Here is a 14,080-nt window from a genome sequence, read left to right as displayed (position 1 = left end):
GACCCGGGCCCCACCCCCTACCGTGCGGCACCCCCCGGCCGGGCGCACGCCGTCCCGCCGGGGAAGGGTTCAAGGATTGCGCCGTATGGGCAGTGACCTCTCGTCACCCGCCCGTCGCGCGCGCCCGCGCCCACCCCGTCAGGAGAGCCGGTCATGAGCGACCCGAACAGCGGCAGCACCGCCCGACGCACGAGGGCCGGCCGGCCCCGCCGGGCGGTGGTGCTCGGCGGCGGGATGGCCGGGATGCTGGCCGCGGCCGTCCTCGCGGACCGGGCCGACGAGGTGGTCGTCGTCGACCGGGACCGGATGCCGGCCGGGGCCCGGTCGCGCAAGGGGCTGCCGCAGGCCCGCCATGCCCATCTGCTGATGGCCGGTGGCGCCCGGGCCGTCGAGACCCTGCTGCCCGGCACGATCGACCGGTGGGTGGCCGCCGGAGCCCGGCGGATCGCGGTGCCGACGGGGCTGGTGGTGCTGGGGCCGCACGGCTGGTTCCCCCGTCGGCCCGAGACGCACTTCATGATGGCGTGCACCCGCGACCTGCTGGACCTGGTCGTCCGGGAGCAGGTGCTGGCCCGCCCGGGGGTCACCCTGCGGGAGGGCACCGAGGCGGTGGCCCTGGCCGGTGACGCCGGGCGGGTCACCGGGGTGCGGGTCCGTGACACCGGGGCGGACGCGGTGGCCGGGACGATCGAGGCCGATCTCGTCGTCGACGCCTGCGGCCGCGGCTCCCAGGCGGCACGCCGGCTCGTGGAGCTGGGGCTGCCCGCCGTCCGCGAGGAGACCGTCGACGCCGGGCTGGTCTACGCCACCCGGATCTTCCGGGCCCCGGCGGGCAGCGAGAACTTCCCCGTCGTCACCGTCCAGGCCGACGCGCGCGTCCCCGTGCCCGGCCGGGGCGCGACGCTGGTCCCGATCGAGGGCGGCCGCTGGCTGGTCACCGCCTCCGGTACGCGCGGCGGCGAACCCTCGCGGGAAGCCGAGGCCTTCGAGCCGTTCCTGCGCAGCCTGCGCCACCCCCTCGTCGCCGATCTGATCGCGGGCGCCGAGCCGCTCACCGATGTGCACCTCAGCCGCAGCACCGTCAACCGCCGCCGGTACTTCGAGCGGCTGCCCGCCTGGCCCGAGGGGTTCGTGGTGCTGGGCGACGCGCTCGCGCAGTTCAACCCCGTCTACGGGCAGGGCATGTCCGTGGCGGCCCAGAGCGCCGTCGCGCTGCGCGACGTCCTCGGGGAGCGCGAGCCGGGCGCCCCCGGGCTGGCCCGGAGCGTGCAGCGGTCGGTCGCCCGGGTGGCGGGCGGTGCCTGGGACCTGGCGACGGGCGAGGACATCAACTACCCCGGGGCCGTCGGGGTGCGGCCCCCGCTCGCGGCCCGGCTCCTGCGGGGTTACTTCATGCGGCTGATGCGCACCTCGACCGTGAACCCGACGGTGCTGCGGCATCTGATGGCCGTCATGACGCTGTCCGCGCCGATGAGCGAACTGGTCAGGCCGCAGGTGGTGCTGGGAGTGCTGCGCGGCCCCGGCCGCGCCGCCCGGATGGAGCCGACGATCACCCCCGCCGAGCTGGCGCTGTGCGGGCCGGGCCCGGGCTGAGGATCAGGAGGAGCGCAGGGCCACCGGTGGCAGGAACTCGTGCTCCAGCGTGCGGTGCCACCAGGCGCCGGTGGCCCGCCGTTCCTGGCGGGTGGTGAAGCGGTAGAGGTAGACGCGGGCCCGGACATGGGTGGGCGGGGCGTCGGGGAAGGGGTTGTGCCGCAGCAGGCGCAGGGTCGCCGGGTCGCCCTCCAGCAGCCGCTCGACGAACGGGCCGAACCAGGACTGCGCGTAGCCGGGGGAGATGCCGGCGAACCACATCAGCCAGTCGAGCCGCAGATGGTACGGGGCGAACTGGCGCGGCGTCCGGCGGACGTCGCCGGGCTTCCCCTTGAAGCCGTACTCCTTCCACACCGTCTCGGGTCCCAGACGCGCCGCGTCGGTGCCCTCCACCACCACCTCGTGCCGGCGACGGTTGATACTGCCGAACGCCCCATAGGTGTTGACCAGGTGAAACGCGTTGAAGGACATATTCATCCGCTGGTGCCGCGAGAGCATATTGCGCGCGGGCCACCAGCTCATGACGACCACGAGGGCCGTGGCGGCGACGACGAGGATCTCGTACCAGAGCGGGGGCGCGGGCAGCGGGCTGTGCGCGGGCAGCGACAGCAGCTCGGCGGCCGCCGCCCCGTCGACGGCGGCGAAGGCGAGGATGATCGTCAGCCAGTTGAGCCAGGCGAAATTGCCGGAGAGGACGAGCCAGAGCTGCGTGCAGATGATCAGTCCCGCCGCGCAGCTCGCGACGGGCTGCGGGGTGAAGAGAAGGACGGGGACCACCAGCTGGGCGACGTGGTTGGCGGCCACCTCGACCCGGTGCAGGGGCCGCGGCAGACGATGGAAGAACCAGCTCAGCGGGCCGGGCATCGGCTGGGTCTCGTGGTGGTAGTACAGGCAGGTCAGGTCCCGCCAGCAGCTGTCCCCGCGCATCTTGATCAGCCCCGCGCCGAACTCGACGCGGAAGAGCAGCCAGCGCATCAGCCACAGCACCAGGACGGGCGGGTCGGTGCGCGCGTTGCCGAGGAAGACGGCGAGGAACCCCGCCTCCAGCAGCAGGGACTCCCACCCGAACGCGTACCAGGTCTGGCCCACGTTGACGATCGACAGATACATCACCCACAGGGCCGCCCACAGCACCATCGACGCCCACAGCGGCACCGCGTCCGCCGCCCCCGCCACCACCGCGCCCGACAGCAGGACACCCGCCCACGCCCAGCCGGCGAAGAAGCGGTCCGAGTAGTGCAGCTGGAAGACCCCGGGGGCCCGCAGGAAGGGCACCCCGCGCAGGAACCGCGGCACCGGCAGCATGCCCCGCTCCCCGATGAGCGGACGGAACTGCAGGGCCGCACCCAGGAAGGCCACCAGGTAGACCGCGGCGAGCGCCCGCTGAAGTACCAGTCGGCTCAGCCAGTACCCGGACTCCGTGAACCACTCCATGGCGTATCCGTACCACCCGACCGCGCAGTCGCATCGAAGAAACGGACAAAAGATGGCAGAGTGGCTCCATGGTTGATCGGGGAGCGACGCCTGCCGCCGGAGCGCAGCCGGACGACTGGCCCGCCCGCCCGGAGCTGAGCCTCGCCCTCAACCGCATCGGCACCTTCGACTGGGACCTCGACAGCGGACGGCTGCACGTGGACACCGCGGCCCTGGAGATCCTCCATGTGCCGCCGGAGGACTTCGCGGGCCACATCACCGACCTCGGCGGCCGGGTGCCGCGGCCCGACGCCGTCATGCTCGACTCCCTGGTGGCCACGGCGATGAAGGACGGCAGCGAGACCTACGGCGCGTACTACCACGTGCGGGACGACGTCGGCGCGCTGCACTGGACCTACACCCAGGGCCGGATCCTCCGTGACGGACAGGGGCGGCCCTGCCGCATCGTCGGCGTCGTCCGGGACGCGGCCGAGGAGCTCAGCCACGCCGCCGAGCCGCGCGAGGGAGTCGAGGAGCACCGCCACCAGACCACCGTCGTGGAGACGACCACCGCCGCCCTCGCCCACGCCAGAACGGTCGAGGACGTCATCGACTTCTTCAAGGACTCCCGGGCCGTGGAACACCTCGGCGCCGACCTCCTGGTCCTCGGCCTCGTCGAATCCGGCCGGATCCACCTCGTCGCCGAGGGCCCGGAGGAGCACTACATCCCCGGTACGCGCTACACCCGGATCGACGACAACTTCCCCATGAGCGAGGTCATCCGCACCCTCACCCCGCGCTTCATCGAATCCCGCGAGGAATTCGCCACCTCCTACCCCTGGCTGTGGGAGCGCATCAAGGACATCGGCATCTCCTCCGCCGCCTATCTGCCGCTGATCGCCCAGGCCCGTCCCATCGGCGCCCTCGGCCTGCTCTACCGCGAGGGCCGCGGCTTCACCCGGCAGGAGCGCAACCTCTTCATCGCCCTCGGCAGCAGCCTCGCGCAGAGCCTGGCCCGGGCGATGCTCTTCGACCAGGAGCACGACCTCGCCGAGGGCCTGCAACAGGCCATGCTGCCGCGCCGCATCCCCGACGTCCCCGGCGCGCAGATCGCCGTGCGCTACCGCTCCGCCCGGATGGGCCGGGACATCGGCGGCGACTGGTACGACGTCATCCCACTGCCCGGCGGCCGGGTCGGGGCGGTCATCGGGGACGTGCAGGGCCACGACACCCACGCCGCCGCCGTCATGGGCCAGCTGCGGATCGTCCTGCGGGCCTACGCCACCGAGGGGCACGCCCCGGCGACCGTCATGGCGCGCGCCTCGTCGTTCCTGCACGAGCTGGACACCGACCGCTTCGCCACCTGCTCCTACGTCGAGGCCGACCCCTCCACCGGCATGCTGCAACTCGTCCGCGCCGGCCACATAGACCCCCTGCTGCGGCATCCCGACGGCACCTGCCGGCGGCTGCCGCTCGCGGGCGGGCTGCCGCTCGGGCTCTCCGCCGAGTTCGGCCGGCTCGACTACCCGGTGACGACCGTGGAGCTGGACCCGGGGGAGACCCTGCTGCTGTTCACCGACGGCCTGGTCGAGCAGCCCGGCGCCGACCTCGACGACGGCATGCAGATCCTCTCCGGCATCGTCCGCGACGGCCCCTACGACCTCCAGGCCCTGGCCGACAAGCTGTGCGACGTGGTCGAGGACCGGGTCGGCGAGGACGACATGGCCATCCTGCTGCTGCGCCGCGAGGGCGTCCCGGCCCGGGGCGGCGGCCGGCTCCAGCAGCACATCGCGCCCGCCGACCCCGAGGCACTGTCCGCGGCCCGTCATATGATCCGGGCGGCGGTACGGGCCTGGGGCGCGCGGGAGCGCTCGGACGAGATCGAGCTGGTCGCCGACGAGTTGGTGACCAACGCCCTGCTGCACACCGACGGGGCCGCGGTGGTGACGATCCGTATGCTCGGCGGCCCCGAGCGCCGGCTGCGGCTCGAGGTGGAGGACAAGTCCAGCACCCTGCCGCGCCGCCGGGAGCCCGGCGAGTCGGGGGTCTCGGGCCGGGGTCTGCTGCTGGTGGACCGGCTGGCCGACGTCTGGGGCGTGGAATCGCGTGGCACCGGCAAATCCGTCTGGTGCGAATTCGTCGTGCCCGAGCGCCACGAACGCCAGGAAACGGACTGACGACCGGCGTTCGGCGACCACGCCTAAGCGGGACCGGAGCAGGGCCGGAGCAAGGGGGAGACGGACGGCGGCGGGCGCCACCGGACCCGGAAGAGGTCAAGGTCACAGCGGTTGCCCCTGCTACGGGAGGCGTCCGCGCCCTAGCCTTCCCCCCATGACGGTCCAGCCTGATGACGGCTTCTCCCTGGCCGCCGAGTTCCCCGACGCGACCCGTGAGCAGTGGCAGCGCCTTGTCGAGGGCGTACTACGCAAAGCGGGCACCGTGGCCGAGGGCCCGGCGGCCGAGGAAGCGTTGTCCACCGCACTCCAGGACGGGCTCACGACCCGGCCGCTCTACACCGCCGAGGACGCCGTGGCGGCCGGCCCGGACGGGGGCCTGCCCATCGGCCCCGCCGGTCCCGGCTACCCCGGCTTCCCGCCGTTCGTCCGGGGCGGACGCGTGGCGGGCACCGCCGTCTCGGGGTGGGACGTCCGCCAGCGCCACGCCCACCCGGACCCACGGCGCGCCAACGACGCCGTACTCGCCGACCTCGAGAACGGCGTCACCTCCCTCTGGCTGACCGTCGGCCCGGCCGGCCTGCCCACGGACGGTCTCGCGACCGCCCTGGAGGGCGTCTACCTGGACCTCGCACCCGTCGTCCTCGACGCGGGCCCCGAGACCGGGGCCGCCGCCCGCGAGCTGCTGCGCCTCTACGCCGAGCGCGGGGTCGCCCCGCACGCGGCGACGGGCAACCTCGGCGCCGACCCGCTGGGCACCCTGGCCCGTACGCACACCACCGGCGACCCCGCCGAATCCCTGGCGGCCGCCGCCGGACTCGCCGTGCTGTGCGCCCGCGAATACCCCGGCATCCGGGCCCTGACCGTCGACGCGCTGCCCTACCACGAGGCCGGTGGATCGGCCGCCCAGGAACTCGGCTGCTCCCTCGCCACCGGTGTCGCCTACCTCCGCGCGCTCGGCGCGGCGGGGCTGGACACCGAAACGGCCTGCGCGCAACTGGAGTTCCGCTACGCGGCCACCGCCGACCAGTTCCTGACCATCGCCAAGCTGCGCGCCGCGCGCCGGCTGTGGGCCAGGGTCGCCGAGGTGTGCGGCGCGACCCCGGGCGCGGGAGCACAGCGCCAACACGCCGTCACGTCCTCGGTCATGATGACCCGTCGCGACCCGTGGGTGAACATGCTGCGCACCACCGTCGCCGCGCTGGGCGCCGGAGTCGGCGGCGCCGACTCCGTGACCGTGCTGCCCTTCGACGACGCCCTCGGCTTGCCGGACGCCTTCGCCCGCCGGATCGCCCGCAACACCTCCTCCATCCTGCTGGAGGAGTCCCACCTGGCCCGGGTCATCGACCCGGCCGGCGGCTCCTGGTACGTGGAGCGGCTGACCGACGAGCTGGCCCACGCGGCCTGGGCCTGGTTCCAGGAGATCGAGCGCGCCGGCGGCCACGCCGCGGCGCTCGGCTCCGGGCTCGTGGAGGAGCGGCTGGCGGACACCTGGCGACAGCGGTCCGCGCGGCTCGCGACCCGCGAGGAACCCGTCACGGGCGTCAGCGAGTTCCCGAACCTGGCCGAGGAGCCGGTGCGGCGCGAGGCACCGGCCGCCGCGCCGGCCCCGGGCAGCCTGCCCAGAGTCCGCCGCGACGAGGCGTACGAGGCGCTGCGCGCCCGCTCCGACGCGCACCTGGCCGCCACCGGCAGCCGTCCCCGCGTCTTCCTCGCCGCGCTCGGCCCCGCCGCCGCGCACACCGGCCGGGCCACCTTCGCCGCCAACCTCTTCCAGGCCGGCGGCATCGAGCCCGTGCACGATCCCGCCACGGTCGACGCGGAGTCCGTCGCCGCGGCCTTCGCCGCCAGCGGCGCCACCCTCGCCTGCCTGTGTTCCAGCGACGCCCTCTACGCCGAACAGGCCGAGGCCGTGGCCACCGCGCTCAAACAGGCCGGCGCCGACCGGGTGTTCCTCGCCGGGAAGCCGCGCGGCGAACAGCGGGAAGCCTTCGAGCGAGCCGGAGTCGACGCGTTCGTCTTCGCCGGCGGCGACGCCGTCGCCGTCCTCACCTCCGTCCTCGACCGCATGGGAGTGGTGTGATGTCGATCCCCGATTTCTCCGGCATCGACCTGGGGCCCGCGGCCGGGGGCCCCGCCGACCCGGCGGCCTGGCGGGCGGCCTTGAAGGAGAGCACCGGCAAGAGCGCCGAGGACCTCGTCTGGGAGACCCCCGAGGGCATCGGCGTCAAGCCGCTCTACACCGCCGAGGACCTCGACGGGCTGGACTTCCTCGCCACCTACCCGGGCGTCGCGCCCTACCTGCGCGGCCCCTACCCGACGATGTACGTCAACCAGCCCTGGACCATCCGGCAGTACGCCGGATTCTCCACCGCCGAGGAGTCCAACGCCTTCTACCGCCGCAATCTGGCGGCAGGCCAGAAGGGCCTCTCCGTCGCCTTCGACCTGCCGACCCACCGCGGCTACGACAGCGACCACCCGCGCGTCACCGGCGACGTGGGCATGGCCGGCGTCGCCATCGACTCCATCTACGACATGCGCCAGCTCTTCGACGGCATCCCGCTGGACAGGATGAGCGTGTCGATGACGATGAACGGGGCCGTCCTGCCCGTCCTCGCCCTCTACATCGTCGCCGCCGAGGAACAGGGCGTACCGCCCGAGAAGCTGGCCGGGACCATCCAGAACGACATCCTCAAGGAGTTCATGGTCCGCAACACCTACATCTATCCGCCCCGGCCCTCGATGCGGATCATCTCGGACATCTTCGCGTACACCTCGCAGAAGATGCCGCGCTACAACTCCATCTCCATCTCCGGCTACCACATCCAGGAAGCCGGGGCCACGGCCGACCTGGAGCTCGCCTACACCCTCGCCGACGGTGTGGAGTACCTGCGCGCCGGACTCGGCGCCGGACTGGACGTGGACGCCTTCGCGCCCCGGCTGTCGTTCTTCTGGGCGATCGGCATGAACTTCTTCATGGAGATCGCCAAGCTGCGGGCGGCCCGGCTGCTGTGGGCCAGACTCGTCAAGCAGTTCGAGCCGCAGAACGCCAAGTCGCTGTCGCTGCGCACCCATTCGCAGACCTCCGGCTGGTCGCTCACCGCGCAGGACGTCTTCAACAACGTGGCGCGCACCTGCGTCGAGGCCATGGCGGCGACCCAGGGGCACACCCAGTCGCTGCACACCAACGCCCTCGACGAGGCCCTCGCCCTGCCCACCGACTTCTCCGCCCGCATCGCCCGCAACACCCAGCTGCTGCTGCAGCAGGAGTCCGGGACGTGCCGGGTCATCGACCCCTGGGGCGGCAGCGCCTACGTCGAGCGGCTCACCCACGACCTCGCCCGCCGCGCCTGGCAGCACATCCAGGAGGTCGAGGCGGCCGGCGGCATGGCTCAGGCCATCGACGCGGGCATCCCCAAGCTGCGCGTCGAGGAGGCCGCGGCCCGCACCCAGGCCCGGATCGACTCCGGGCGCCAGCCGGTGATCGGCGTCAACAAGTACCGCGTCGACAGCGACGAGCAGATCGACGTCCTCAAGGTCGACAACTCCTCCGTGCGCGCCCAGCAGATCGACAAGCTGCGGCGGCTGCGCGCCGAGCGCGACGAGCAGGCCTGCCAGGACGCGCTGCGCGCGCTCACCGCCGCGGCGGGCGCCGGCCACCAGGAGGGCGGCGGCCTGGAGGGCAACCTCCTCGCGCTCGCCGTGAACGCGGCCCGTGCCAAGGCGACCGTCGGTGAGATCTCCGACGCCCTGGAGAAGGTGTACGGACGGCACGCCGGGCAGATCCGTACGATCTCCGGTGTGTACCGCGACGAAGCAGGGCCCTCCTCCGGAGTGGAGCGCACCCGCGCCCTGGTGGAGGCATTCGAGCGGGAGGACGGCCGCCGTCCCCGCATCCTGGTCGCCAAGATGGGCCAGGACGGCCACGACCGCGGCCAGAAGGTGATCGCCACCGCCTTCGCCGACCTCGGCTTCGACGTCGACGTCGGCCCGCTCTTCCAGACGCCGGAGGAGGTCGCCCGGCAGGCGGTGGAGGCCGATGTGCACATCGTCGGCGTCTCCTCGCTCGCCGCCGGCCACCTCACCCTCGTCCCCGCGTTGCGCGAGTGCCTGGCGGAGGAGGGCCGGGAGGACATCATGATCGTCGTGGGCGGGGTCATCCCGCCGCAGGACATCGGCACGCTGCGGGAGATGGGCGCCGCGGCGGTCTTCCCGCCCGGAACGGTCATCCCGGACGCGGCCCACGACCTGCTGAAGACCCTCGCCGGGGTCCTCGGCCACGAGCTGTGAGCCCGGATCGCTGATGGCACCCTTCTCCTCCGGGAACGATCCCCGCGAAGCCGACTCCCCAGGGACCCGGGAGCCGGTCGCCCGCAAGGCCGTCCCGCGCCGGGCGGTCGATGTCGACGCCTACGTCAAGGGCGTGCTGGACGGCAGGCGGGCGACCGTCGCCCGCGCCATCACCCTGGTCGAATCGGTACGCGCCGATCACCGGGAAGCCGCCCAGCGGATGCTCACCGAGCTGCTGCCCCACGCCGGCACGGCACGCCGGATCGGCATCACCGGTGTGCCCGGCGTGGGCAAGTCCACCTTCATCGACGCCCTCGGGACCCTGCTCACCGGCCTTGGCCACCGGGTCGCCGTGCTGGCCGTGGACCCCTCCTCCACCCGCACGGGCGGCAGCATCCTCGGCGACAAGACCCGCATGGAGCGGCTCGCCGTCGACCCCGCCGCGTTCGTCCGGCCCTCACCCACGGCCGGCACCCTCGGCGGGGTGGCCAAGGCCACCCGCGAGACCATGGTCGTGATGGAGGCGGCGGGCTACGACGTCGTGCTGGTCGAGACCGTCGGCGTCGGCCAGTCGGAGACCGCCGTCGCCAACATGGTCGACACCTTCCTGCTGCTCACCCTCGCCCGCACGGGCGACCAGCTCCAGGGCATCAAGAAGGGCGTCCTGGAGCTGGCCGACATCGTCGCCGTCAACAAGGCCGACGGCCCGCACGAACGCGACGCCAAGTCCGCCGCCCGCGAACTGGCCGGCGCGCTGCGCCTGCTCCAGGCTCCCGACGCGGCCTGGAACCCACCCGTGCTGACGTGCAGCGCACGGGAGGGCACCGGCCTCGACACCCTCTGGGAGCGGCTGGAACAGCACCGGCGGGTCCTCGACGCCACAGGCGAGCTGGCCGCCCGGCGCCGGGAGCAGCAGGTCGACTGGACCTGGACCATGGTCCGCGAGCAACTCCTCGCCGAGCTGCGCGACCACCCCGAGGTGCGCCGCACGGGCCCCGGGCTCGAACAGCGGGTGCGCGAGGGCACGCTGCCGGCGAGCCTGGCCGCCGAGCGGCTGCTGGAGGCGTTCCGCGCCCCGCGCGACGGCGGGGGGCAGGCCCCGGACACCTCCGGGGCCTGACACGGCGTCGGCTCCGGGCGGTTCAGGCCGCCAGCGGCTTGTCGAGCACGGCCTTGCGGTGGCTGAACGTCTCGATGGAGTAGCGGCCGTGGTAACGGCCCATGCCGCTCTCGCCGACCCCGCCGAAGGGCAGCTCCGGGACGGTGAGGTGCGCCAGCGGCAGTCCGAAGCCGAGGCCTCCCGACGAGGTCTCCTCCGCCAGCCGCCGCCGGGTGGTGTCCGCGTCGGTGAACGCGTAGAGGGCCAGGGGCTTGTCCCGCTCGTTGATGAAGTCGATCGCCTCGTCGAGCCCCGGCACCTCGACGATCGGCAGGATCGGCCCGAAGATCTCCTCGCGCATGACGGGGGAGTCGGGGTGGACGCCGGCCAGCACGGTCGGCGCGATGTACTTCGCCGCCCGGTCGTGTCCGCCCCCGACGACGACCCTCCCGGAGTCCAGGAGCGCGGTCAGCCGGTCGAAGTGCCGGGTGTTGACGATCCGGCCGTACTCGCCGGACGCGGCGGGGTCGGCTCCGTACAGGGCGCCGACCGCCTCGGCCAGGGCGGGCTCCAGGGCACGGGCGGTCTCCGGGTCGGTCAGCACGTAGTCGGGCGCCACACACGTCTGGCCCGCGTTGAGGAACTTGCCCGCCGCGAGCCGGGCGGCCACCGTCGCCACGTCCGTACCCCGGTCGACGAAGACCGGCGACTTGCCGCCGAGTTCCAGGGTGACCGGGGTGAGATGACGGGCCGCGGCCGTCATGACGATCCGGCCCACCACGCCGTTGCCGGTGTAGAAGATGTGGTCGAAACGCTGCTCCAGCAGCGCCGTGGTCTCCGGGACGCCGCCTTCCACCACGGCCACCGCCCGTGCGTCGAGGTATTCGGGCAGATACCGGGCGAGGGCCGCCGACGTGGCGGGGGCCAGCTCACTGGGCTTGGCCACCACACAGTCGCCCGCGGCGAGCGCCCCGACGACGGGGGCCAGCAGCAACTGCGCCGGATAGTTCCACGGCGCGATGACGAGGACGACGCCCAGCGGATCGAGGACCGTCCACGCCGAGGCGTCCGCGCCCAGCCGGTCCGGCACGGCGGCGGGCTCGGGGCGCAGCCACTCCTGGAGGTGCTCCAGCGTGTGGTCGATCTCGCGCACGGTGAAGTCGATCTCGGTGCGGTACGCCTCGGCCCGGCTCTTGCCCAGGTCCGCGCGGAGCGCCTCGGCGAAGTCCTCGCCCCGTTCGGTGAGCATGGTGCGCAGCGCGCGCAGCTGCCCGGTGCGCCAGGTCAAGGGCTTGGTGGCGCCGGTGCGGAAGAAGGCGCGCAGCCGGGCGACGGCGTCGGCGGGCTGCTCGGACTCGTGGGGGCGCATGGTGTCCTCGGTTTCCTTGCCGGTCGGAAGCTTCAGCTGGTCAAGCAATAATATATGTAAACACCAATGATTGAGGTGGTCAAGTTTATCGGGGGTGGCGGGAGGGCGTCGTGGGGGCCGAGGGGCGGCCCGCGGACGCGTGACCGCACGCGGCGCAATACCGACAGCCCGGAATCTCCTGTGTGATCGTCCATGACATCCTGAGCCGGTCACAGTTCTGCCGGACGGGATCGGCGGACGTCCGGGATTCGAGGATGTACCAATGAGACTCTGCTTCCTGGTGGAGGAGCAGTACCGGCACGACGGAATGCCGGTGGACGTGATCCGCCAACTGGCCGCCTGGGGTCACCGGGTGGACGTGGTGCGGCCGGGCGGCTCGCTGCTGAGACTCTCCGAGACCGTACGCGCGGGCGACCACGACGCCTGGGTGCTCAAGACGGTGTCCGGCGGACCGGGCCTGACGCTGCTGGAAGCCGCCGCCACCATCGGCCTGACCACGGTGAACGACGCCCGTGCGATCCGCGGGGTGCGTGACAAGGCGCTGGCCGCGGTCGTCGCCGAACGTCATGGACTGCCCGTCCCGGTGACCTACGCGGCCGCCCGGCCGGAGGAGTTCGCCGGGATACCCGAGACCGAGTACCCGCTGGTGGTCAAGCCGGCCGACGGCAGCTCGGGGCGGGCGGTCCGGCTGGTGCCGACCCCGGACGAGCTGGTGCCCCCGGGTCGGGAGGGCGCCGGTGAGGGCCTGCTGATAGCCCAGCCGTATGTGCCCAACACGGGCGTGGACCTCAAGGTGTACTGCGTCGACGGCGAGTTCTTCGCGACCGAGCGCTGTTCCCCGCTGCACCCCGACCGGCCGCGCCGTGAGCGCCACGTGCCGCTGACCGCCGATGTCGCGGCGATCGCCGCCGAGGTCGGGGCGGCCTACGGCCTCGACCTCTACGGGGTGGACGTCGTCCTCGGTCCGGACGGCCCGGTGGTCGTGGACGTCAATGACTTCCCGAGCTTCCGTCAGGTGCCGGACGCGGTGGCCCGGGTGGCATGGGCCATTCTGCGGCTGGCGCACGCCGGTACGCAGGCATCCGGGACGGCATCCGGCCCGTACGCCTCTTCCTATGCTTCCTCCCCTTATGGGCCGTCCGCCCTGGAGCTCCCGGCCCTGCCGGCCGAGCCGGCATCGGCCTCCGCCCCGGTCGGTGGCATCGCGTGAGGGTCTGTCTGCTGACGCCCGCTCCGGACCATCCGCTGCTGGCCGCGACCGCCGAGCTGCTGACGCCCCGCCACCGGGTCGAAACCCTGGACCCCGGCACGGACCCCTGCGCGGTGGACCCCGCCGCGCTCGCGGACGTCTATCTGATGAAGACGCGGACGCCTCGGGCTCTGGCCCTCGCCCGCCGCCTGGAGGCGCACGGGGCTCCGGTCCTGAACTCGGCCGCGGCGACCGAGCTGTGCCAGGACCGGACGGCCATGGCGGACCTCGCCCTGCGCGCCGGGCTGCCCTTCGTCGCCACGGCCACCGCGGCCCGGCTCGGGCACCTGGTGGAGGACGACTTCTTGGTCGCTCCCGTCGTGATCAAAAGCCGCCACAGCCGGCGCCACGACCTGGTGGCCCGCGTCGACGACGGCGCGCGGCTGCGGTCGCTGGCCGCCGAGTGGCGCGACGAGCCGGTGGTGGTCCAGCAGTTCACCCCGAACGACGGGTGGGACCACAAGCTCTGGGTGATCGGGGACGAGGTGTTCGCCGAGTTCCGCCGGTCGGAACTGGCCGCGCCCGCGGCCGAGCGGACCCGCCCGCTGCCGGTGCGCGACCTGCCCGCGGACTGGCTGGACATGGTGCGCCGCGTCGGCGAGGTCTTCGCCCTCGACGTGTACGGCGTCGACCTCCTCGAGGTGGCGGGAGCGCCGCTCATCGTCGACATCAACGCCTTCCCCGGCGTCCGGGGGCAGCGCGGCGCCCCCGAGGCGCTGGCCGACCTGGCGCTGCGTACGGCGGCCGGCCGGCACCGCCCGCGCACGCTCGCTCCCGCCCTCTCGGTCGCGGGAAGTCCCGTCGGGCCGTAGCTTCCGTAGCCGAGGAGCCAAACGGAATCGCCCGCGCTGACTGGTATCTGTCAATTCCGAATGTGAAGTCGTCCCAGACGA

The 14,080-nt window shown here is 73.2% G+C and carries 9 protein-coding genes; 7 read left to right on the top strand and 2 right to left on the bottom strand.

Translation table 11 applies throughout. The annotated features are described in order from the left end of the window. The first annotated feature begins 153 nt into the window (after positions 1–153). The gene (locus AB8O64_RS06125; RefSeq protein WP_370418236.1) at positions 154–1,593 is read left to right on the top strand and encodes an NAD(P)/FAD-dependent oxidoreductase; all 1,440 of its coding nucleotides are present in this window, start codon (positions 154–156) and stop codon (positions 1,591–1,593) included. A gap of 3 nt (positions 1,594–1,596) precedes the next feature. Here the strand turns inward: AB8O64_RS06125 and AB8O64_RS06120 are convergent, their stop codons facing one another. Continuing rightward, on the bottom strand, positions 1,597–3,027 hold the full coding sequence (locus AB8O64_RS06120; RefSeq protein WP_370418235.1) for a lipase maturation factor family protein: 1,431 nt from the start codon (positions 3,025–3,027) through the stop codon (positions 1,597–1,599). A 68-nt stretch (positions 3,028–3,095) separates the two neighbouring features. On the opposite strand from AB8O64_RS06120, the gene AB8O64_RS06115 reads away from it, so the two are divergent. The 4 genes from AB8O64_RS06115 to meaB all read left to right on the top strand — a co-directional run bounded on the left by AB8O64_RS06115 (position 3,096) and on the right by meaB (position 10,590). Further along, positions 3,096–5,183 carry a SpoIIE family protein phosphatase gene (locus AB8O64_RS06115; protein WP_370418234.1) on the top strand — a complete coding sequence of 696 codons (2,088 nt, stop codon included), beginning with the start codon at positions 3,096–3,098 and terminating at the stop codon, positions 5,181–5,183. Between the two features lie 154 nt (positions 5,184–5,337). Then, on the top strand, positions 5,338–7,263 hold the full coding sequence (locus AB8O64_RS06110; protein ID WP_370418233.1) for a methylmalonyl-CoA mutase family protein: 1,926 nt from the start codon (positions 5,338–5,340) through the stop codon (positions 7,261–7,263). After that, entirely contained in the window at positions 7,263–9,470 is a 2,208-nt protein-coding gene (gene scpA / locus AB8O64_RS06105; RefSeq protein WP_370418232.1) for a methylmalonyl-CoA mutase, read from the top strand. The genes AB8O64_RS06110 and scpA overlap by 1 nt, the downstream gene beginning before the upstream one ends. Before the next feature lie 13 nt (positions 9,471–9,483). Further along, positions 9,484–10,590, top strand: a complete 1,107-nt coding sequence (gene meaB, locus AB8O64_RS06100) for a methylmalonyl Co-A mutase-associated GTPase MeaB (RefSeq protein ID WP_370418231.1) — start codon at positions 9,484–9,486, stop codon at positions 10,588–10,590. Between the two features lie 22 nt (positions 10,591–10,612). Here meaB and AB8O64_RS06095 read toward each other — a convergent pair whose 3' ends face one another. Further along, positions 10,613–11,938, bottom strand: a complete 1,326-nt coding sequence (locus tag AB8O64_RS06095; RefSeq protein ID WP_370423803.1) for an aldehyde dehydrogenase family protein — start codon at positions 11,936–11,938, stop codon at positions 10,613–10,615. 262 nt (positions 11,939–12,200) lie between these two features. Here AB8O64_RS06095 and AB8O64_RS06090 point away from each other — a divergent pair, with 262 nt between their 5' ends. Both AB8O64_RS06090 and AB8O64_RS06085 read left to right on the top strand, forming a co-directional pair. Next, positions 12,201–13,148 carry a RimK family alpha-L-glutamate ligase gene (locus AB8O64_RS06090; RefSeq protein WP_370418230.1) on the top strand — a complete coding sequence of 316 codons (948 nt, stop codon included), beginning with the start codon at positions 12,201–12,203 and terminating at the stop codon, positions 13,146–13,148. Continuing rightward, a complete protein-coding gene (locus tag AB8O64_RS06085) occupies positions 13,145–13,999 on the top strand; it encodes a RimK family alpha-L-glutamate ligase (protein WP_370418229.1) in 855 nt (284 codons plus the stop codon). The genes AB8O64_RS06090 and AB8O64_RS06085 overlap by 4 nt, the downstream gene beginning before the upstream one ends. Positions 14,000–14,080: the final 81 nt, after the last annotated feature.

This window comes from Streptomyces sp. QH1-20 (assembly GCF_041283565.1).
GTDB classification, from domain to species: Bacteria; Actinomycetota; Actinomycetes; order Streptomycetales; family Streptomycetaceae; genus Streptomyces; species Streptomyces syringius.
Note: the sequence above shows the minus strand (reverse complement) of the source record. Positions and strands in the feature narration are given on the sequence as shown.

Excerpts from the sequence above, each read along its gene's own strand:
- AB8O64_RS06125 (WP_370418236.1), top strand. The coding sequence starts at position 154 with ATGAGCGACCCGAACAGCGGCAGCACCGCCCGACGCACGAGGGCCGGC.
- AB8O64_RS06120 (WP_370418235.1), bottom strand. The coding sequence starts at position 3,027 with ATGGAGTGGTTCACGGAGTCCGGGTACTGGCTGAGCCGACTGGTACTT.
- AB8O64_RS06115 (WP_370418234.1), top strand. The coding sequence starts at position 3,096 with ATGGTTGATCGGGGAGCGACGCCTGCCGCCGGAGCGCAGCCGGACGAC.
- AB8O64_RS06110 (WP_370418233.1), top strand. The coding sequence starts at position 5,338 with ATGACGGTCCAGCCTGATGACGGCTTCTCCCTGGCCGCCGAGTTCCCC.
- scpA (WP_370418232.1), top strand. The coding sequence starts at position 7,263 with ATGTCGATCCCCGATTTCTCCGGCATCGACCTGGGGCCCGCGGCCGGG.
- meaB (WP_370418231.1), top strand. The coding sequence starts at position 9,484 with ATGGCACCCTTCTCCTCCGGGAACGATCCCCGCGAAGCCGACTCCCCA.
- AB8O64_RS06095 (WP_370423803.1), bottom strand. The coding sequence starts at position 11,938 with ATGCGCCCCCACGAGTCCGAGCAGCCCGCCGACGCCGTCGCCCGGCTG.
- AB8O64_RS06090 (WP_370418230.1), top strand. The coding sequence starts at position 12,201 with ATGAGACTCTGCTTCCTGGTGGAGGAGCAGTACCGGCACGACGGAATG.